Origin of the sequence: Micromonospora sp. NPDC048905 (assembly GCF_040649655.1) — a bacterium.
In the GTDB taxonomy this organism is placed as follows: Bacteria; Actinomycetota; Actinomycetes; order Mycobacteriales; family Micromonosporaceae; genus Micromonospora.
The window spans coordinates 281,770-300,764 of the sequence record NZ_JBEZFV010000006.1; the positions used below are offsets into that span (position 1 = coordinate 281,770).

An 18,995-nucleotide genomic window follows, 5' to 3' on the forward strand; every position below is an offset into this window, starting at 1 on the left:
TGAGTGGAATACGCTCAACTCTGGTTGTGTCCTTCTCAGTGGACAACGCCGATCCGGGGGAGCCCATGAACACCGAAAGACTCACCACCAAGAGCCGCGAGACCATCACCGGCGCTGTCGCGCTGGCCAACCAGCGTGGCCACGCCACCGTGGAGCCGTGGCACCTGCTGCTGTCACTCCTGGACACCGATGGCTCGACCGCCACCGGTCTGTTGCGCGCCGTCGGGGCCGACCCCGCCGAGCTGCGCCGGGCCGCCCAGCGCGCGGTCGACGCCCTGCCGGCCGCCCGCGGTTCGAGCATCGCCGAGCCCACGTTGGCTCGGGAGTTCGTCAACGCCATCGGCGCCGCCGAGCAGATCGCCCGCCCGTTGGGCGACGAGTACACGTCCACCGAGCACCTGCTCGCCGGCCTGGCCCGGGTGGGTGGCGCGGTCTCCGGCGCGCTGAAGACCGCAGGTGCCACCGAGGAAGCCCTGGTCGCGGCGTTCCCGACGGTCCGCGGTGGCGACCGCCGGGTCACCACCGCCGACCCGGAGCAGACCTACCAGGCCCTGACCAAGTACGGCGTCGACCTCACCGCCAGCGCCCGGGACGGCAAGATCGACCCGGTGATCGGCCGGGACGCCGAGATCCGCCGGGTCATCCAGGTGCTCTCCCGGCGGACGAAGAACAACCCGGTGCTGATCGGCGAGCCCGGCGTCGGCAAGACCGCGATCGTCGAGGGCCTCGCCCAGCGGATCGTCACCGGCGACGTGCCCGAGTCGCTGCGCGACAAGAAGCTGATCAGCCTGGACCTCGGCGCGATGGTCGCCGGCGCGCAGTACCGCGGCCAGTTCGAGGAGCGGCTGAAGTCCGTCCTGGAGGAGATCAAGAACTCCAACGGGCAGGTCATCACCTTCCTCGACGAGCTGCACACGGTCGTCGGCGCCGGCAAGGGCGAGGGCTCGATGGACGCCGGCAACATGCTCAAGCCGATGCTGGCCCGTGGCGAGCTGCGGATGGTGGGCGCGACCACGCTCGACGAGTACCGCGAGCACATCGAGAAGGACCCGGCGCTGGAGCGCCGTTTCCAGCCGGTGCTTGTCGGCGAGCCGACGATCGAGGACACCATCGGCATCCTGCGCGGGCTCAAGGAGCGCTACGAGGTGCACCACGGCGTACGGATCACCGACGCCGCGCTGGTCGCCGCCGCCACCCTGTCGGACCGCTACATCACCGACCGGTTCCTGCCGGACAAGGCGATCGACCTGGTCGACGAGTCCGCGTCCCGGCTCCGGATGGAGATCGACTCCCGGCCGGTCGAGGTGGACGAGATCGAGCGGGCGGTCCGCCGGCTGGAGATCGAGGAGATGGCGCTGGCCAAGGAGCCGGACGCGGCCTCCGCCGAGCGGTTGGAGCGGTTGCGCAAGGAACTGGCCGACAAGCGCGAGCAGCTCACCGTGCTCTCCGAGCGCTGGCAGACGGAGAAGAGCCACATCACCAAGCTCTCCACCGCCAAGGAGGAGCTGGAACGTCTCGGCGGCGAGGCCGAGCGGGCCGAGCGCGACGGTGAGTTGGAGCGTGCCGCCGAGCTGCGCTACGGCCGGATTCCCGCCCTCAAGGTCGAGCTGAAGCAGGCCGAGGAGGAGCTGGCCCAGCTTCAGGCCGACGGCGCGATGCTCAAGGAGGAGGTCGGCGCGGACGACATCGCCGCGGTGGTCGCCTCCTGGACCGGCATCCCCGCCGGCCGTCTGCTCGAAGGCGAGACGGCCAAGCTGCTGCGGATGGAGGAGTCGCTGGGCGGCCGGGTGGTCGGCCAGGGCGAGGCCGTCGGCGCGGTCTCCGACGCGGTACGCCGCGCCCGGGCCGGTATCGCCGACCCGGACCGCCCGACCGGCAGCTTCCTCTTCCTCGGCCCCACCGGCGTCGGCAAGACGGAGCTGGCCAAGGCGCTCGCCGAGTTCCTCTTCGACGACGAGCGGGCGATGGTCCGCATCGACATGAGCGAGTACGGCGAGAAGCACTCGGTCGCCCGCCTGGTGGGTGCCCCGCCCGGCTACGTCGGCTACAACGAGGGTGGTCAGCTCACCGAGGCGGTGCGTCGTCGGCCGTACTCGGTGATCCTGCTCGACGAGGTGGAGAAGGCCCACCCGGACGTCTTCGACGTGCTGCTCCAGGTGCTCGACGACGGCCGGCTCACCGACGGTCAGGGCCGCACGGTGGACTTCCGCAACGCGATCCTGATCCTCACGTCCAACCTCGGATCGTCGGTGATCGGTGACCTGACGCTCGCCGACGAGCAGCGTCGGGAGGGTGTCCTGGCCGTGGTCCGGTCGCACTTCAAGCCGGAGTTCCTCAACCGGCTGGACGACATCGTGGTCTTCGCCTCGCTGCGTGGGGACGACCTGCGGACCATCGTCGACATCCAGCTGGACCGGATGCGGCGGCGGCTGGCCGACCGCAGGCTTGGCCTGGACATCACCGAGTCCGCCCGTCAGTGGCTCGCCGAGCACGGCTACGACCCGATCTACGGAGCCCGCCCGCTGCGCAGGCTGGTCCAGACGGCGATCGGCGACCAACTGGCAAAGGCCCTGCTGTCCGGCCAGATCCGCGACGGCCAAACCGTCAAGGTAGACCTGAACACCCAGCCCAACACCCTCTCGGTAACCCCGGCCTAACCCCCGCCCATCGACGTTGATCATGAGGTTGTCGCCCGTCGCGCCGGCGTGTCGTGGCAATAACCTCATGGTCAACTGGGTGGCGGTGGCGTGGACGGGGAAAGGGTTGGGGCATGTTTGGGATTGGGAAGAAGTGGGAGCGGGAGCTTGACGCGGCCGTCGACGAGTTGGTCACGGCTGACACGCTTGCCTTTGGTGGCGTGGGGCTCGCTGGTCAGGTGCTGCCGGTGACGTTGGCGTACGAGCGGGTTTCCGCGGCCGTCGACGACCACCCCGACGAGGTCCGCCGGCAGCTCGACCGTGTGCTGGCCGACGGCACACCCGCCGGCCGGGCGTACGCGGCCACGCTGCTGGAGCGGGTCGACCCGGCGGCGGCCCGAGCGGCCTGGACCTCGCTGCGGGACGACCCGAGCGAGTTCACCACATTCGTCGGCTGTGTGATGGACCGCGAGACCCTTGGCAACTACGCCAGCCAACGGCTCGCCACATCTTGATCCATCTGCGGACACGGACGAACCACCGCCCACCCGGCCGTCCACAGTGCGATCGTGCACAACAGGCGACGCCGCGACTGCCTTCGGTAGCTGAGCTGTCGGTCACGGTACGGGTCGCACCGGAGCCGAGGATTGTTACCGTCTGCGCCGAGGTACCTGGGGAGATGGTCGGGTGGGCAGGTCAGTGACGTACCTGGTGGTGGCGCTTGCCGTACTCGCGGCGGTCGTCATCGTCGTCGCCGTGCGGACCCGGCGGTCGACCCGGCCGGGCGGGCGGTCGTCGGACGCCACGGCGGAGTCGCGGCGCGGCGACCCCCTTCGCCTGGGCCTGGGCGACCGCGTGCGGATCCGCGATCGGGAGTACGCGGTGAGCGGCACCATCCGCCTCGTCGAGGGGGACTGGAGCTGGGTGCAGCACCTCCTCGACGACGACTCCGGCACCCGCTACCGGCTCTCCGTGGAGGACGGCCCCGAACTGGAGCTGGTGCTCTGGACGGCTGAGCCGGGCGCGAGCGTCACCCCGGGTGCCCCGACCATCGACCTCGGCCGGCGGCGCTACACCTGGGCCGAGACGGGGCAGGCGCGCTACACCGCGACCGAGGAGGTCGGGCTGCCGTCGGCAGGGACGATGCGCTATCACGACTACCAGTCCGGCGGCGCGGCGCGGCTCTCCTTCGAGGCGTACGGCGAAGAGGGTTGGCGAGTGGCCCGCGGTGACCTGCTGGACCCCGCTGACCTGACGATCCTGCCCCGATCCGGCGAGCGCTGAGCCCGGGCCGGGTGGGCGTGCCGGCCCGCCACGGCATGCCGAAACGGCCGGTTGCCGATACGGTGTGGGCGATCTGAGGGAAGGAGAATCATGGTCGATTCCCAGAGCACGCCGGCCCGTCAGCGGCCATCAGTTGTGTCGATCTCCAGTTACCTGATCTACCTGTTCCTGGCGCTCCAGGTGATCACGCTGATCATCTCGCTCACCACCTTCGGCAAGACGCGTGACGCGCTCCGTGACGCGTACGCGGACAGCAGCGTCGACGGCGACCAGGTGGCCGATGTCTTCGTCGCCATCGGCATCGGCGGCGGCATCCTGCTGCTGCTGCTCGCGGTCGTGCTGGGCGTCCTGGCCCTGTTCAACAACCAGGGCCGCAACGGCGCCCGGATCACCACCTGGATCGTCGGTGGCATCCTGGTCTGCTGCGTGGGCGGTGGCCTGCTCAGCAACGCGAGCGGCGGTTTCAACACCGGTGGCGACACCGGCGACGGACCCAGCCCCGACGAGATCCAGCGCCGCCTGGACGAGGCCCTGCCCGACTGGGTCACCCCGGTCAGCCTGCTGCTCGGTGTGCTCAGCCTGATCGCGCTTGTCACCGCGCTGATCCTGCTGGCGCTTCCGAAGGCCCACCCGTTCTTCCGCAAGGCCACCGCGGCCTGGGAGCCGCCGACCCCGGGCACCAGCTACCCGGGTGCCCCGCAGACCCCGGGTCAGCCCGGCTACCCGCAGTCGTCCGGTGAGCCGGGCTACCCGTCAAGTGGCGAGCCGAGCTACCCGCCGCCGGCGAACCGGCCGGACGACACGCCGCCCGGGGATCGGCCCGGGTCAAACCCACCACCCACGAGTTGACGGCCCGGTAAGCACGACGCCGACGATCCCTCCGAGTAGGTTGCAACCCGACGCCTACCGGAGGGATTCGTCGTGTCGTACCCCGAATCGGCATCGGCCCGCCGGCCCGCCGTCGTCCTGTCGGCCGCAACCGTGCTGTGGGTGATGGCGGTGACCGCGCTCGTCTACACCGTGGTCGACCTGGTGGTGTTGGGCGGGACTGTCGACGCGTTCCGTTCCGCCGCCCGGGACACCTCGGCCAGCCCGGAGCAGATCGACGACGTGGTGACCCTGCTGCGCGCGTCCGCCGTGCTGTCGGCGGTGGTGGCGGCGCTCTCCGCGCCGGTGCTCGCCGCCCTGGCCCTCGGGTTGCTGGCGGCGCGCAACGGCGCCCGCGTGGCCACCTGGGTGGTCAGTGGGCTCGGTGTGCTCGGCGGCTGTTGCAGCGTGGCGGTGCTCATCGGTGAACGGGCCGCGCCACTGCAACTGGGTGCCGACGACCAGGCTCTCGCCGAGTTGCTGGGCCTGATCGGGGACGCCTACCCGTCCTGGTGGATCCCGCTCAACGCCGGGCTTTCCGTCGGGCAGGTGCTCGGTTACCTTGTAGTAGCCGTGCTGCTGGCCCTGCCGGCGGCGAACGCCTGGTTCGGTCACCGCCGCTCGGCCGCGCCGCCGACGCCACCATCCGCGCCACCCGCGTTCACGTCCGCCCCGTACCACCCGCCATCGGCGCCGCCCGCGCCCCCGTACCCGCCCAGGTGAGGACCGCCCCCGTGCCGCTCCACCCCACGACTGCCGAGCGTCGGGCTCTGATCACCGGGGCCACCGCCGGTATCGGCGCGGCGTTCGCCCGGCGGCTGGCCGCCGACGGTTGGCACCTGGTGCTCGTCGCCCGCGACGCGGCCCGGTTGGCCGAGGTGGCCGGCGAGTTGGGTTCCGCCCACGGCCGCGAGGTGGAGACGATCCCCGCGGATCTGTCCACCGACGACGGGTGCGCCATCGTGGAGCAACGGCTCGCCGACGGCGGTCCCGTGCACCTTCTGGTCAACAACGCCGGGATCAGCCTGAACAAATCGTTCCTGCGGTCCACCGCGGAGGACGAGGCGCGCCTGTTGCGGCTCAACGTGCACGCGGTCATGCGGCTGACCCTGGCGGCGTTGCGACCGATGACCGAACGCCGAAATGGGGCAGTGATAAATGTCTCTTCGGTTGCTGGGTTCGGTGCGGCGATGCCCGGTTCGACGTACTCGGCCAGCAAGGCGTGGGTCACCAACTTCAGCGAGTCCGTTGGCCTGTCCGCCCGGCCGTTCGGGGTCCGGGTGATGGCCCTCTGCCCCGGCTACACCCGCACGGAGTTCCACCAGCGGGCCGGCATCAACATGTCGAAGACGCCCGAGTGGCTGTGGCTGCGGGCCGAGGATGTGGTCGACGAAGCCCTGCGTGACCTGCGCAAAGGCAAGATGGTCAGTGTCCCGGCATGGAAGTACAAGGTGGCCGTCGCCGGCATGCGGCATGCGCCGCGTCGGCTGCTCCAGGCGGTCGCCCGGGACACCCGCGGCCGGATCGGTCGCGACGACCACTGAGCCCCGACCGACCCGCCGGCCTCCGGTGGCCGGTGCGGAGACGTTGGCGCGCCGCTGTCAGGACAGTCGCTGAGCGTAGTCGAACATCGCCAACCATCGGTGCCTCGCCGGGCTGGTCAGGGTGGACCCCGCACACACCGTTCAGACTTGCGCAGTAACCTCTATCGCCATGGGGGACCACGACGACCTGCGTAAATTCATTACCGACCTGGCCGTGGTCCACGGGCGGGTCGTGCTCTCCTCGGGGCGTGAGGCAGACTGGTACGTGGATCTGCGGCGCGTCACGCTCCATCACCAGGCCGCTCCTCTGGTCGGCCGGGTGTTGCTCGACCTCACCGCCGACTGGGATTACGCCGCTGTTGGCGGCCTCACCCTGGGCGCGGATCCCGTCGCGGTCTCGATGCTGCACGCCGCTGCTCCGACTGGCCGTGCCCTGGACGCCTTTGTGGTGCGCAAGGCGGGCAAGGCACACGGTCTGCAGCGGCGGATCGAGGGACCGGAGGTGGCCGGCCGCCGGGTGTTGGCGGTGGAGGATACGTCCACGACGGGCGGAAGTGTGATGACCGCTGTCGAGGCGCTTCGCGAGGCCGGGGCGGAAGTCGTGGGCGTGGCGGTTATTGTTGATCGAGGCGCCGGCGACGCGGTGCGAGCCGCCGGATTGCCTTACCGGGCGGCCTATACGTTGGCTGACCTTGGCCTTGTGGCGTAAAAGTTTACCGATTCGGATCTGCTGATATGCAGGCGGATCGATGCTGCTGGTGGAAGGATGGAATACGTGGGAACTGCGTTGGCCGAAATGACTATGCCTCAGATCTCGCCGCTTAACGGCGAGCCGATCGAACGTGCCGATGCCGAGCGTCTCGCCGGGGTCCTCAAGGCCCTTGCGGATCCTGCTCGGTTGCGGCTGCTCAGCCTGATCCAGTCGGCCCCCGAGGGCGAGGCGTGCGTCTGTGACCTGACGGCGCCGCTCGGCCTCTCTCAGCCGACGGTCAGTCATCACCTGCGTATCCTCACCGAGGCGGGCTTGCTGCAGCGGGAGAAGCGCGGTGTCTGGGCGTACTACAGCCTGGTCCCGAGTGCGATCGCGACGATCGCCGACCTGCTGACCCCGCCGCGTAAGCGGGCCACCAAGAAGGCCCGCTGACGTAGGCAGTAAACGCCGTCCCGCGCCGGGACGGCGTCCGGTGGCGAGCCAGGGGTGGCGCCATCGGTGGGTAACACCTGTGCTCGTCCCCGGCCGCACCGCCGGAGGCCGGGTCCGACATGCCGACGGCCGACCCCCGCACCAGGGGCCGGCCGTCGTCGTCGTACGTGGGCTCAGTGGTCCTGGCCGTGCTCCGGGCGGTGCCGGCCGTGCTGGTGCCGGTCGTGGTCGAACGCCTCGCGGGCTGCCTCCACCGCGCCGGCGGCGCTGGCCGCCGCGACCACCGCGACCGCCTCGCCGCGCTTGCGGGCACGTCGGTCGCGGAGGAACTCGAAGAAGATCGGCAGCACCGAGATCAGGATGATCAGGGCCACCACCGGCAGGATGTAGCGGTCGATCTTGTCACCGATGGCGTCGTAGATCTGCTCGGCCAGCAGGTAGCCGATCAGCAGGATGCCGTCCACCCAGAGCACCGCGCCGACGATGTTCCAGAGCAGGAACTTCCGGGCCGGCATGCCGAGCGCGCCCGCCACCGGGTTGAGGAACGTCCGGACGATCGGAATGAAGCGCGCCAGCACCACGGCCTTCGCCGGGCCGAACTTCTGGAAGTAGTACTCGGCCTTCTCCACGTACTCCTTCTTGAAGAGCCGGGAGTTCGGCTTCTCGAACATCGGCCGGCCGTAGCGGGAACCGAGCCAGTGCCCCAGCTGGGCGCCGACGATCGCGCAGATCGGGCCGCCGATCAGCAGGCCGGCAAGGGAAAGACGGGTGCCGTCACCGAAGATCGCGTCCGCCACCGGCGACGAGGCCACGCCGGCGAGGAACAGCAGTGAGTCGCCCGGGAAGAAGAAGCCCACCAGCAGGCCAGTTTCGGCGAAGAGGATCACCCACACACCGATCAGGCCGAAGGTCTGCAACAGATCCTTGGGATCGAGCGGGTTCAGGGCGACGCTCTCCACGAGAGCGCGGGTCTTCTCAGCTGTGTCCACGGCCACAAAGGGTACCGAAGCCCAAGGTCCCAGCCGCGCCGGACCGGCCCGCACCACCCGCCCGCGTCGTGGAGTCCGTACGACGGTGCCCCGCCGACCGGGTGGTGGGCGGGGCACCTGTGGTGCGGAGTCGGTCAGGCGACGAAGCGGGTCCGGCGGCGCTTGGCCACCAGATAGCCACCGACGCCCGCGGCGAGCAACAACGCGCCGAGGCCGGCGATCAGTCCGGTGGACTGACCGGTGACCGGCAGGCCGCCGCCGTCACCGCTGTCGCCGCCGCCCGTGCCGCCGTTACCGCCGGCGCCCGTGCCGTTGTTGCCCGAGCCGCCGTTGTCGCCGCCGCCGTTCCCGTTACCGCCGCCGTTGTTGCCGCCGTCGGTGCTGGTCGGATTGATGATGATCTTGGCGGTGTCATTGCTCTTGTTCGGGTCGCCGGCCAGCACGGTAGTGATGGCACCCGTGGCGTCCGGGACGACCTTGTCGATTCGGAGCGCGAACGAGTACGAGCCCTTGAAGTCCTTGTCGTTCGGGGTCTCGAGGACCGCGCAGGCGTACTCCTTGGCGCCCGGCTCACCCCAACCCGCGTTCCACGGATCCCACTCCTTCTCCGGCGCGAATGGCACGCACTCGGAATCTGCCTCGACCACCGTCGTGTCGGCCGGGACGGAAATCCGGACCGGCAGGTCCGCGAGTTGGATACCCGGCGTGCTCTGGCCCAGATACTCGACGACGGCCGGTCCATGGTTGGTGAAGCTCGGCGCGACGGTGACCACGTCACCCTTCCTGCCGCTCGCGGACGCGCCGTTGGCGGCCAGATCCGCGTGGTTGTCGCCGGTCACCCGAACGGTCCCGAGGGTGGTGCTGTTCCACCTCTCGAGGTCGGTCTGCGGCGCCCGCGCGCGCTCCGTCGACTGCTCGACCAGGCGAAGCCTGCCGCCCTTGCCTGGCGCGACGTCGTCCAGGTGCCAGTCCTTGAACGCCAACTCCCAGTCGGCAATGGTCCACCAGTCCAGCAGGACCGGGAACTTGGCCCCGGTACGCGCCTCCGGTGCGACCTTGATGGGAAGGTTCCCGGAGAGCTTGTACGACCTACCCGGCTCGATCTTCGTGTCGAACGTGCAGAAGGTGGTCATCCCCCACTCGTCCGACCTGCAGTTCGAGAAGTCCCCGCCGTAGGCGGCGAGGTACTCGGCCTGGACGACGAGGACCGCACCACTGACCCGGGTCGCACCGGCGTTGCGAACGATGCCCGGCAGGCCAGCGCTGCCGCCCGGAGCGCCGCTGGCCTCGACGGTCGGCTCGCTCACCAGGTCCACGCCTTCGGCGATGCTGACGTCGGCCTTCGCCTTGGCGGTCTTGCCGCCGGCGGTGAGGCTGATCGCCAACGAGCCCTTCTGCCCTGGTTTCGCGTCGTCCTCAGCCGTGACCAGGTAGTCGAACGAGGGCGACTGGCCATCCTCGATGTCGGACTCGCAGTGCAGCTTGGTTGGCGAAACGTCGCAGGTCCAACCCCACGTCGGCTCCACCGTGGCAAAGCCGGCGACTGCGGAGAGGTCGACGTCCACCGAGGTTCGACCGAACGTCGGCTCGGACTCGCTGCCGGTCGACTGGGCGTAGAAGGAGCCGTAGGTCAGGTGGCCGGGCGCGACGAGCAGATCGTGAGTGACGATGTCGAAGGAAGCCTTGGCGGCGGCTGCCGGGGTGGCGGAGGCTGCGACGAACGCGCCTGCTACGCCCAGTCCGGCGAGCCAGCGCCGGGCGGAGTGGGTGAGCATGAGGGGGTTCCTCCAGTTGGGGGTTCAGGTGGAGCCTGCGGATTTTAAGGAGCCGTTAAGGCTGGACGCAGCCCCTCGGAACCACCTGGCCAACAAGATCATCCAAAAGGCTGACCACGCTCGCTGCAATGTTCTGCCCGTCCGCTTCCGTCATCTGCGGTAGGAGCCCCGGGAGGTGCAGTGACGTACGAGGAGTTCGCGGACACGCGGCTGGCCCCGCTACTGCGGTACGCGGTGATGCTCACCGGTGATCCGCACCAGGCTCAGGATCTGGTCCAGGAGACCATGGTCCGGGTCCAACTGAACTGGCGTCGGGTCGCCCGGGCGGACTCGCCCGAGCACTACGTGCGCCGGATGCTCACCAACCAGTACGTCGACTGGCGGCGCGGCTCCTGGGTCCGCCGGGTGCTGCTGCGCGGGGAGGCCGACGCGACGGTGCCGGTGCCCACCGACCACACGCAGACCGCTGTGGACCGGGACCAGATCTGGTCCTGGCTGTCCCGGCTGCCGCGCCGGCAGCGGGCCACCCTGGTGCTGCGCTACTACGAGGACCTACCCGACGCGGAGATCGCCGACATCCTCGGCTGTGCCGTCGGGACCGTACGTTCGTCCATCTCCCGGGCCCTGGCCACGCTCCGGGCCGAGTACGTGGAGGCGTGAACATGATTGAGGACGACCTGCGTGCCGCCTTCGGCAGGCACGAGCCGCTGACCCCGCCGACCGGCCCACTGCGGGCCGCGATCGACCGGCTGGCGGCACGTCGCCGGCAGCGTCGGCGTCGCTGGCAGGCCGGTGGCGTGGCCCTGGCCGTGCTCGGCGTACTCGGCGTCGGGGTGCCGCTGTTCACCCCGGAACGCGCCGGAACGCCGCCGACCGCCGACCTGATCGGAGCGTCGGATCGGCCATTGGCGACGGGTCCGGTGACCGTCCTGCTGCTCGGCATCGACAGTCGCACGTCGGCTCCGCCGCTGGCCGACTCGGTACTGCTGCTGCACCTCCCGGCCGACCGCAGCCGCCCGTACCTGATCTCACTGCCCCGCGACCTGAGGGTGCCGATCCCCGGTCACGACAGCGACAAACTGAACGCGGCGTTCGCGTTCGGCGCAGGCTATGGGTCGACGGACCTGGCCAAAGGCTACGAGCTGACCCGGCAGACGGTGGCGAACCTGACCGGTGTCCGCATCGACACCGGTGTGGTGTTGACGTACTCCGCTCTGCGGTCGCTGACCAACGAGGTGGGCGGGGTGCCGGTCTGCCTGCCTGAGCAGGTGCGGTCGGCCCACACCCGGCGGGTGTTCCCGGCCGCGTGTCAGCGTCTCGACGGCGCCGCCGCGGTCGACCTGCTCCGCCAGCGCTACGGGCTGCCCGAGGGCAGCCAGGACCGCGACCGCAATGCCCGGATCTTCGCCACCGCGCTGGTGCGTTCGGCCTCCGACCAGGGCCTGCTGACCAATCCGGTACGACTGGCCAAGCTGCTGAGCACCGTCGGGCCGGACCTCGCCGTGTCACCGGGTGAGGCCACCATGCTGGACCTGATGAGGCTCATCCCGACGCTGCGCTCGTTGGAACCGGTCGGGCTCAGCCTGCCGGCGAACGAGTCGACCGGGCCCAGCCACTATCTGGAGGCGGACCCGAAGCTCGCCCCGGAGTTCCTGACCGCGCTGCGCGAGGATCGGCTCGGCGACTGGGTGGGCCGCCACCCGAAGCTGGTGGACGGCGCTCGCTGAACGCTCAGCGGTAGTCGTCCTCGTCCCCGGTGACCACCCGGGCCTGCTCCATCGCGTCCCAGTCGTCGACTTCCAGGCCGCGCTGCGGCGCTCCGTCACCGTCCAGCGGGACGGCCGAGGTGGCCTGCTCGACGGCGTCCGCCGGCTCCGCCTCGGGGTTGCGCTCGTCCGGGGCGAGGTGGTCGCCGGGGGTGAAGTCCTCAACGGGCTGACCCATCGTCCCTCCCGGGGGGTCTCGGGGCACGGTTCCCACCCACCGTACGGGGTGGGCGGGCACCGCGCCCGGAAGCGGAGTAGGCGGAATCAGCCCTCGGCGACGCGACCCGGTGCCAGGATGGTGCGGTGGGCTTTCTCATCCGACTGGCGATCACCGCGGTCGCTCTGTGGATAACCACGCTGATCGTGCCCGGGGTCGACGTGCACGGCCGCTCGGGTGGCAACACCGCGCTCACCCTGATCGTGGTGGCGCTGATCTTCGGTGTGGTCAACGCGGTGCTCAAACCGATCATCCGGGTGCTCGGCTGCGTGTTCTACCTGTTGACCCTGGGCCTGTTCGCGCTTGTGGTCAACGCCCTGCTGTTCCTGCTCACCGACCGGATCGCCCGGGGGCTCGACCTGCCGTTCGAGGTGGACGGTTTCTGGGCGGCGTTCTGGGGCGCCATCGTGATGACAGTGGTCACCTGGCTGATCAGCGTCATCGTGCCGGACAACCTGGACCGCCGATGAACGGCTAGCACCCGGGTCGGTTGTTCCGGCACACCCCACCTACGGGATACTGCCGGGCGGAGGACAGCGCGGTCCGGCGCACAGGTGAACAACAGCGGCCAGCACGGCCGAGAGTGGTAAGTAAGGAGCGCATCACATGCCCATCGCTTCCCCCGAGGCCTACGCGGAGATGCTGGACCGCGCCAAGGCTGGCCGGTACGCGTACCCCGCGATCAACGTGACCTCCTCGCAGACGCTGAACGCGGCGCTCAAGGGCTTCGCCGACGCGGAGAGCGACGGCATCATCCAGGTCTCCACCGGTGGCGCCGAGTACCTTTCCGGCCCCTCGATCAAGGACATGGTCACCGGCGCGGTGGCGTTCGCCGCGTACGCGCACGAGGTGGCCAAGAAGTACTCGGTCAACATCGCCCTGCACACCGACCACTGCCCGAAGGACAAGCTGGACGGGTTCGTCCGTCCGCTGATGGCCATCTCGCAGGAGCGGGTGAAGCGCGGCGAGGAGCCGCTGTACCAGTCGCACATGTGGGACGGCTCGGCCGTGCCGGTCGCGGAGAACCTCCAGATCGCCGCCCAGCTCCTCGACGAGGCCGCCAAGGGCAAGATCGTCCTTGAGATCGAGGTCGGCGTCGTCGGTGGCGAGGAGGACGGCGTCGAGAACGCCATCAACGACAAGCTCTACACCACCACCGATGACGGCCTGGCCATGGTCGAGGCGCTCGGCCTCGGCGAGAAGGGCCGCTACATGGCGGCGCTGACCTTCGGCAACGTGCACGGCGTCTACAAGCCGGGCAACGTCAAGCTGCGTCCGGAGATCCTCAACCAGATCCAGGAGGCCGTCGGCGCCAAGTACGGCAAGGACAAGCCGCTCAGCCTGGTCTTCCACGGCGGCTCCGGCTCCCTGCTGAGCGAGATCCGTGAGGCTCTCGACTACGGCGTGGTGAAGATGAACATCGACACCGACACCCAGTACGCCTTCACCCGCCCCGTCGCGGACCACATGCTGCGCAACTACGACGGCGTGCTGAAGATCGATGGCGAGGTCGGCAACAAGAAGCAGTACGACCCGCGCGCGTGGGGCAAGGCCGCCGAGGCCGGCCTGGCCGCCCGTGTCGTCCAGGCGTGCGAGGACCTGCGCTCGACCGGCACCACGATGACCAAGTAACGACGCATCCACGAACGGCCGGCTTCCCCTCGCGGGGAGCCGGCCGTCGTCGTTCACGCGGTGAGCAGGCGGACGGCCTCGCGTACGTCGTCGGTGAGGTGGATCGTCGACGACAGGTCACCGAACGGCGACGCGGCCAGCAGCGGACGCAACAACGCCTCCACCGGCAGCTCGGTGGTCCAGTAGCCGCGGTCCAGGAAGATGTACGCGCCGCTGGCGCCGTCGGTGCCGTAGTAGGTCTTGGTGGCCGCCTGGAACACCTCCTGCACCGTGCCGGCACGCCCCGGCGCGAAGACGATCCCACCACGGGCGAGCCGCAGGATGGTGTCCTCCCGGATCGCGTTGGAGAAGTACTTGGCGATCCGCCCGGCGAACAGGTTCGCCGGCTCGTGCCCGTACAGCCAGGTCGGGATGGCCAGGCCGCCGGCCCGTGCCCAGGCGAGGTCGTCACCACGTTGCCGGGGCACGCCCGCGTAGCGCTGCCGCACCGCCAACGCCGTGGCCGTGTACCGGTGGTGATCGGTGAAGTCGGGCGCGCCGGCCAGCAGGTCGATCGCCTCGGTCAACTCGGTCGCCGGCCGGTCCGCCAGGTAGGCGCCGAGATTCGCCGCCTCCATCACCCCCGGACCGCCACCGGTCACCACCAGCCGGTCGGCCCGCGCCAGCTCCCAACCCAGCACGGCAGCCATCCGGTACGGCGGGCTGCCACGCCGCACGGCGTGCCCGCCCATGATGCCCACCACCGACTGCGGCCCGTGTCGGGTCAGCCAGGCCCGGGTGGCGTCGGTCAGCGCGTTGTCCACGCCGTGGTCGTGCAGCCGCTGACCCAGCGCCTCCTTGACGTCCGGCATCGCGCCGCCGTGCGCCCGGTAGTGGTCGTACACCCGGGTGTCGTACATGCCGGTGAACCCGCCCTCGGCGAAGCCGGCGGCCAACTCCTCCGGGGTGTAGAGGTGCGACGGCTGGGTCGGATACGGCAACCCCGAAAACGGCGGCACCACGTTCGCGCCGCGCCGGACCAGGTCGGCCCCGACGTCCCGGGAGGCGAACCGGCAGCCCACGAAGAGCGTGCCGGCGACCTCGATGCCGGTGAGATCAGGCACCGGCGCCAGGTCGAGGCGCAGGCCCTGCACGGTCAGCCCGGTCAGTCGGCCGGTGGCCAACTGACTGTCGAACTCGTCGCGGGTCTGGATCTCGTCGGCGTGCAGGTGCGGCTCGATGACGTCCGCGGGAGGTGGGGTCGGCACCCGGCCATCCTGCCCGTCCGCCGGGGGCGGGCAAACCTCGGGCCTGGGGTGCAACGGGCAGGAGCCCGGTGACCGTGGCCACCGGGCTCCTGCGTTACCGGTTCCTGGGGAGGCTCCGGACCATTAGTTGTAGTGGAAAACACATGGCAGCGGCATAGGCCGCAGGCGTGACCAACTCCTCAGCCGTTCAGCCGAACGCGTCGGCCGACCCGCTCGCGTGTCGCCCTGTCCAGCGGGTTGAATGGGGCGATGCAGAACCTTTTGCCAGAGCCACCGGCCACCCGCCTGCCCGCGAACGACGAGGCCGACGCCGCCCTGGCTGCCGCCGAGGAGGCCGGCACCGAGGAGGCGCTCGCCACCGTGGCGGCCGGCTTCCCCACCTACAGCGCGGCCTGGGCGGAGCTCGCCGCCCGGTCGTTCGCACAGGACCAGGTGGTGACGGCGTACGCGTACGCGCGCACCGGCTACCACCGTGGCCTCGACCAGCTGCGCCGCAGCGGGTGGAAGGGGCACGGCCCGGTGCCGTGGTCACACGAGCCCAACCGGGGCTTCCTCCGCTGCCTCTACGTGCTGTCCCGAGCCGCGGACGAGATCGGCGAGGCCGACGAGGCGGCCCGCTGCGCCCAGTTCCTGCGTGACTGCGACCCGGAAGCGGCGGACGCGCTCGCGAGCACCTGACCCGATCCGACGGCCGGCCCGACATCGGGCCGGCCGTCGGCGGTTCACAGCCCTTCGGCGACCGAGGCGGCGATCTTCAGCCAGGCGTCCCGGGTGGCCGCGGAGAGCCCGCCGTACCGGATCGGCTCACCCGTGTCGATGAGCCGCTCGTACGGGGCCAGCAGCACCGCCCGGGTGCGGGCCGCGAAGTGCTCCTGGATGGCCGGCAGGTCGATCTCCTTGCGGGACGGTGGCATCGACACCACGGTCACGGCCTGGCGGACCAGTCGCTGCCGGCCGCTCTGCTCCAGGTGGTCGAGCATCCGGGCGGCCGTCTCCGCCGAGTCGTTACGGGCCGACATGGTGACCACCAACTGGTCGGTGGCGTCCATCGACGCCTGCCAGTTCTGCGCCCGCACGTTGTTGCCGGTGTCCACAAAGATCAACTTGTAGAACCGGCTGACCACCTCGCGGATCTCGGCGAACGCGGCAGCGGTCAGCATCTCGCCGCCGGTGGCCGACTCGTCCGAGGCCAGCACGTCGAACATGCCCTCGCCCTGCGAGCGGACGTACTGCGACAGGTCACCGACCCGCCCGTGCGCGCCCTGGAACTGTCCGAGATCCCGCAGCATGTCCCGCACGGTGCGAGAGTGGAAGTCCTGCTGGGCCCGCATCCCCAGGGTGCCCTGGGTCTCGTTGTTGTCCCAGGCCAGCACGTAGCCACCACGCTTCTGACCGAACGTCATGGCGAGCAGCAGGATGGCCACCGTCTTACCGGCGCCGCCCTTCGGGTTGACCACGGTCACCTGCCGCAGCCCGCCGAAGTTGCGGCGCACCATCTCGATGTCCCGCTTCAGCTCCTGCTCGTGCCGGCCGGGAGAGAGCCGGAGCAGCCCCATCTTGTTGACCACCGCGCGGACACCCATCGTCGCCATCGGGTCGGCGGGCCGGACCTGTCGGCGTCGGCTGAAGTCCTCGGCGGTCGGTACCGCGGTGTCCTCCGACGCCCAGCTCGCGTCCGGGTACGGGGACGCGTCCGGGTACCCGGTGCCGGGCATCCGGGTCACGCCGTCGGCCTCCGGATAGGGCTGCCCGGGCTGGACGCCTGGCGCGCCCTGTTGCCACGGCGGTGGGTACCAACCCGGAGACGGCGGATACGGCCCGGGCGGTGGGGCCACCGGCCCGCCCTGCTGCGGCGGGTTGCCGAACTGCGTCAGGTCCGGCGGCGGCGGGATGTACCCGGGACCGGCCTGACCGGGGATCACCGGCGGGGCCGGGTACGCCGGACCGGGACCGGGGTGCGGCGGCTGCGGTACGGGTGGCGCGGGAGGCGGCGGCGTCGCCGTGGCGTCGTGGGACGCGGGGCGTTGCGGCGGATAGGCCCAGGGTGACTCGGTGGGCCGTCCCACCCCGCCAACGGATCCGTCGCCGCCGGCCCCGTCGACCTGGGGTGCCGGCCCTGCCGCTGCGGGTCCGGCCGCTGGCGGGTCGGCCGAGGTTCGGGTTGTGCCGTTCGGGCGGTCGGTGGGCGTCGGGGCCGCGGTGGAGTGATCCAGGGTGAACGGCAGGTTCAGGTCGACGCCTCCCGGGGGGATCGGCGGTGCGACCGGCGGCTGCGCCGTCCCGGCCGCGCCGGGGGCGCTCGGTTCGGGCGTGCCGGGTGCCACTGGCGTGCCCGGTCCCGCCGGCGTGCCCGGGTTCGGTGGAAGGCCCGGGACCGGCGGTGCCGCCGAGTCAGCCGGCGGCGGCCAACCCGGCTGCGGCGGCGCCCAGCCGGACGTGGCGGCGTTCGGGCCGCCGGCGCCCCAACCGCCCGGCGCCGGAACGGCACCGGAGAGCGACGGGTAGTCGGACGGCGAAGGCGGCGGCTGGGCCGGGGCCCCGGGCTGCCCGGGCACCGGCGGCCGGCTGAACGGCGGCACGTCCACCGGCGGCGTCACCGGCCCCGGCGCGCCCGGCTGTTGGGCGCCCGGCTGTTGGGCGCCCGCCGCCCACGGCGGCACCGCGTTACCCGTGCCGCGGTCGGCCGGATCCGGTGGCCAGAGTGGTTCGATGTCTCGCTCCGGCACCGGCTGCTGGCCGTGCACCTGCGCCCGGTCGGCATTCTCGTCCATTACGGCCCCTCCCAGTCCTCCTGCGAGGATAGGCCCATCCACCCAGGCGGGGCCGTCGGCGCAGCCGCGCCGCCGCTCGGCGCGACCGCAGGGTCAGATCGACCAGACCGCCCAGGCACCCGGCTCGATCCACCAGGAACGCTTTCGGGTCAGCTCAGCCTCGACACCATCGTCGAGATAGGGGACCTTCCCCTCCCGGGGCAGCACCGAAACAGCCCGTCCACGGGCTCGCCGCACCTCCAGACGGACCCGTTTGCGGCCCAGCGCCGAGCGGACGACCACCGGCACGGCCACCGCGACCTCGATCTGGCCGTCGGTCGGGTCCGGCGCGGTCAGCAGCACGACGTCGTCGAGCGTCGCGTACCCGCCGGCGTTGCCGACCACGCAGGCCAGCAGCGGTTCGTCGCCGTTGGTGAGGACGGTGTCGTCCACCTCCACCCGGGCCCGCCAGTGCATCGGCCGTCCGTCGTCGTCGGCGGCGCCGAGCAACGCGCCGTCCAGGGTCACCGAGCCACCGTCGTTGCGCAGCAGATCGAGTCGGCGCGCCGTGCCGTCCACCACCGCCTCGGCCACCGCCGCCGGGTCGCGCGGCAGCCCGAGCTGCGCGGCCAGGTCCTGGTGGGTGCCGCCACGGGCCGGATCGAGCGGGAGTACGGCCACCGGCGGCAGGTCGGGCAGGGTCCGGTTGCCGGGCAGATCCGCCGGTCTTCTGCTCGGCGCCGGCGCGTACCGCCGGACCAGTCGGCGCAGCACGGCGCGCAACTGCCCGTCGCTCGCCGTGGCGACGACCAGCCGGGTCTTGCCGTCCAGGTCGGGCCAGGTGAGACCGTCCGGGCGGGCCGGACCGTCGAGCCGGGCCAACACCGCGTCGATCTCCGCGTCGGAGCGGGCGGTGACCATCTCCACCCGGGCACCCCTGGCGATCAGCGCGTCCGAGCAGGCCAGCACCGGCACCCGGGGCCGCTCGGTGGCGCACTGCTCGCTGTCGGTCTGCTTCGTCGGGTCGGTTGCGGACTCGGTCGCGCCGCCGCAGCAGGCCCCACCGCTGCCACAGCCCCCGGGAGCGTCCCGCTCCGAACCGAGGGTGAGCAGCACCACGTCGTACACGGAAGGAGCCTCCTGC

19 protein-coding genes are annotated in these 18,995 nt (G+C 71.0%); 13 read left to right on the plus strand and 6 right to left on the minus strand.

Annotated elements, in window-relative coordinates:
* Positions 1-65 precede the first annotated feature (65 nt).
* The 8 genes from clpB (at position 66) to AB0C01_RS18290 (ending at position 7,475) form a co-directional block, all read left to right on the plus strand.
* Positions 66-2,657: an ATP-dependent chaperone ClpB gene (clpB, locus tag AB0C01_RS18255; protein WP_357571662.1), complete on the plus strand. Its 2,592-nt coding sequence runs from the start codon at positions 66-68 to the stop codon at positions 2,655-2,657.
* A gap of 113 nt (positions 2,658-2,770) precedes the next feature.
* On the plus strand, positions 2,771-3,151 hold the full coding sequence (locus AB0C01_RS18260) for a hypothetical protein (protein ID WP_357571663.1): 381 nt from the start codon (positions 2,771-2,773) through the stop codon (positions 3,149-3,151).
* 172 nt (positions 3,152-3,323) lie between these two features.
* Entirely contained in the window at positions 3,324-3,920 is a 597-nt protein-coding gene (locus tag AB0C01_RS18265) for a DUF4178 domain-containing protein (protein ID WP_357243416.1), read from the plus strand.
* Positions 3,921-4,010: 90 nt separating this feature from the next.
* Entirely contained in the window at positions 4,011-4,769 is a 759-nt protein-coding gene (locus AB0C01_RS18270; protein WP_357243419.1) for a hypothetical protein, read from the plus strand.
* A 72-nt stretch (positions 4,770-4,841) separates the two neighbouring features.
* Complete coding sequence (locus tag AB0C01_RS18275; protein ID WP_357571664.1) at positions 4,842-5,510, plus strand: hypothetical protein; 669 nt, start codon at positions 4,842-4,844, stop codon at positions 5,508-5,510.
* 11 nt (positions 5,511-5,521) lie between these two features.
* Positions 5,522-6,331, plus strand: coding sequence for an SDR family oxidoreductase (locus AB0C01_RS18280; RefSeq protein WP_357571665.1), 810 nt, complete (start codon positions 5,522-5,524; stop codon positions 6,329-6,331).
* 169 nt (positions 6,332-6,500) lie between these two features.
* A complete protein-coding gene (gene pyrE, locus AB0C01_RS18285; protein WP_357243427.1) occupies positions 6,501-7,040 on the plus strand; it encodes an orotate phosphoribosyltransferase in 540 nt (179 codons plus the stop codon).
* A 57-nt stretch (positions 7,041-7,097) separates the two neighbouring features.
* Positions 7,098-7,475 carry a metalloregulator ArsR/SmtB family transcription factor gene (locus tag AB0C01_RS18290; RefSeq protein ID WP_030332125.1) on the plus strand — a complete coding sequence of 126 codons (378 nt, stop codon included), beginning with the start codon at positions 7,098-7,100 and terminating at the stop codon, positions 7,473-7,475.
* A gap of 173 nt (positions 7,476-7,648) precedes the next feature.
* On the opposite strand, the gene AB0C01_RS18295 is transcribed toward AB0C01_RS18290, so the two are convergent.
* Together AB0C01_RS18295 and AB0C01_RS18300 are read right to left on the minus strand one after the other, a co-directional pair.
* Positions 7,649-8,470 (minus strand): DedA family protein, encoded by an 822-nt coding sequence (locus AB0C01_RS18295; protein ID WP_357243430.1) that lies wholly within the window; start codon positions 8,468-8,470, stop codon positions 7,649-7,651.
* A gap of 128 nt (positions 8,471-8,598) precedes the next feature.
* Positions 8,599-10,239, minus strand: coding sequence for an LPXTG cell wall anchor domain-containing protein (locus tag AB0C01_RS18300; protein ID WP_357571666.1), 1,641 nt, complete (start codon positions 10,237-10,239; stop codon positions 8,599-8,601).
* 180 nt (positions 10,240-10,419) lie between these two features.
* Between AB0C01_RS18300 and AB0C01_RS18305 the strand changes: the two genes are divergently transcribed.
* Positions 10,420-10,899, plus strand: coding sequence for a SigE family RNA polymerase sigma factor (locus tag AB0C01_RS18305; RefSeq protein WP_357243436.1), 480 nt, complete (start codon positions 10,420-10,422; stop codon positions 10,897-10,899).
* 2 nt (positions 10,900-10,901) lie between these two features.
* Positions 10,902-11,966, plus strand: coding sequence for an LCP family protein (locus tag AB0C01_RS18310; RefSeq protein WP_357243440.1), 1,065 nt, complete (start codon positions 10,902-10,904; stop codon positions 11,964-11,966).
* 4 nt (positions 11,967-11,970) lie between these two features.
* Here the strand turns inward: AB0C01_RS18310 and AB0C01_RS18315 are convergent, their stop codons facing one another.
* A complete protein-coding gene (locus AB0C01_RS18315) occupies positions 11,971-12,183 on the minus strand; it encodes a hypothetical protein (RefSeq protein ID WP_357243443.1) in 213 nt (70 codons plus the stop codon).
* Positions 12,184-12,308: 125 nt separating this feature from the next.
* On the opposite strand from AB0C01_RS18315, the gene AB0C01_RS18320 reads away from it, so the two are divergent.
* Positions 12,309-12,692, plus strand: a complete 384-nt coding sequence (locus tag AB0C01_RS18320; RefSeq protein ID WP_357571667.1) for a phage holin family protein — start codon at positions 12,309-12,311, stop codon at positions 12,690-12,692.
* 136 nt (positions 12,693-12,828) lie between these two features.
* Positions 12,829-13,854 (plus strand): class II fructose-bisphosphate aldolase, encoded by a 1,026-nt coding sequence (gene fbaA / locus AB0C01_RS18325; protein ID WP_357243449.1) that lies wholly within the window; start codon positions 12,829-12,831, stop codon positions 13,852-13,854.
* 53 nt (positions 13,855-13,907) lie between these two features.
* Here the strand turns inward: fbaA and AB0C01_RS18330 are convergent, their stop codons facing one another.
* Positions 13,908-15,101 (minus strand): hypothetical protein, encoded by a 1,194-nt coding sequence (locus tag AB0C01_RS18330; RefSeq protein WP_357571668.1) that lies wholly within the window; start codon positions 15,099-15,101, stop codon positions 13,908-13,910.
* A gap of 249 nt (positions 15,102-15,350) precedes the next feature.
* Here AB0C01_RS18330 and AB0C01_RS18335 point away from each other — a divergent pair, with 249 nt between their 5' ends.
* Complete coding sequence (locus AB0C01_RS18335; RefSeq protein WP_357243455.1) at positions 15,351-15,779, plus strand: DUF3151 domain-containing protein; 429 nt, start codon at positions 15,351-15,353, stop codon at positions 15,777-15,779.
* Between the two features lie 44 nt (positions 15,780-15,823).
* Here AB0C01_RS18335 and AB0C01_RS18340 read toward each other — a convergent pair whose 3' ends face one another.
* Together AB0C01_RS18340 and AB0C01_RS18345 are read right to left on the minus strand one after the other, a co-directional pair.
* Positions 15,824-17,872 carry a chromosome partitioning protein gene (locus tag AB0C01_RS18340; RefSeq protein ID WP_357571669.1) on the minus strand — a complete coding sequence of 683 codons (2,049 nt, stop codon included), beginning with the start codon at positions 17,870-17,872 and terminating at the stop codon, positions 15,824-15,826.
* A 93-nt stretch (positions 17,873-17,965) separates the two neighbouring features.
* Positions 17,966-18,979, minus strand: a complete 1,014-nt coding sequence (locus tag AB0C01_RS18345; protein ID WP_357571670.1) for a diacylglycerol kinase family protein — start codon at positions 18,977-18,979, stop codon at positions 17,966-17,968.
* Positions 18,980-18,995 lie beyond the last annotated feature (16 nt).

Excerpts from the sequence above, each read along its gene's own strand:
- clpB (WP_357571662.1), top strand. The coding sequence starts at position 66 with ATGAACACCGAAAGACTCACCACCAAGAGCCGCGAGACCATCACCGGC.
- AB0C01_RS18260 (WP_357571663.1), top strand. The coding sequence starts at position 2,771 with ATGTTTGGGATTGGGAAGAAGTGGGAGCGGGAGCTTGACGCGGCCGTC.
- AB0C01_RS18270 (WP_357243419.1), top strand. The coding sequence starts at position 4,011 with ATGGTCGATTCCCAGAGCACGCCGGCCCGTCAGCGGCCATCAGTTGTG.
- pyrE (WP_357243427.1), top strand. The coding sequence starts at position 6,501 with ATGGGGGACCACGACGACCTGCGTAAATTCATTACCGACCTGGCCGTG.
- AB0C01_RS18290 (WP_030332125.1), top strand. The coding sequence starts at position 7,098 with ATGGAATACGTGGGAACTGCGTTGGCCGAAATGACTATGCCTCAGATC.
- AB0C01_RS18300 (WP_357571666.1), bottom strand. The coding sequence starts at position 10,239 with ATGCTCACCCACTCCGCCCGGCGCTGGCTCGCCGGACTGGGCGTAGCA.
- AB0C01_RS18310 (WP_357243440.1), top strand. The coding sequence starts at position 10,902 with ATGATTGAGGACGACCTGCGTGCCGCCTTCGGCAGGCACGAGCCGCTG.
- AB0C01_RS18315 (WP_357243443.1), bottom strand. The coding sequence starts at position 12,183 with ATGGGTCAGCCCGTTGAGGACTTCACCCCCGGCGACCACCTCGCCCCG.
- fbaA (WP_357243449.1), top strand. The coding sequence starts at position 12,829 with ATGCCCATCGCTTCCCCCGAGGCCTACGCGGAGATGCTGGACCGCGCC.
- AB0C01_RS18335 (WP_357243455.1), top strand. The coding sequence starts at position 15,351 with ATGCAGAACCTTTTGCCAGAGCCACCGGCCACCCGCCTGCCCGCGAAC.
- AB0C01_RS18340 (WP_357571669.1), bottom strand. The coding sequence starts at position 17,872 with ATGGACGAGAATGCCGACCGGGCGCAGGTGCACGGCCAGCAGCCGGTG.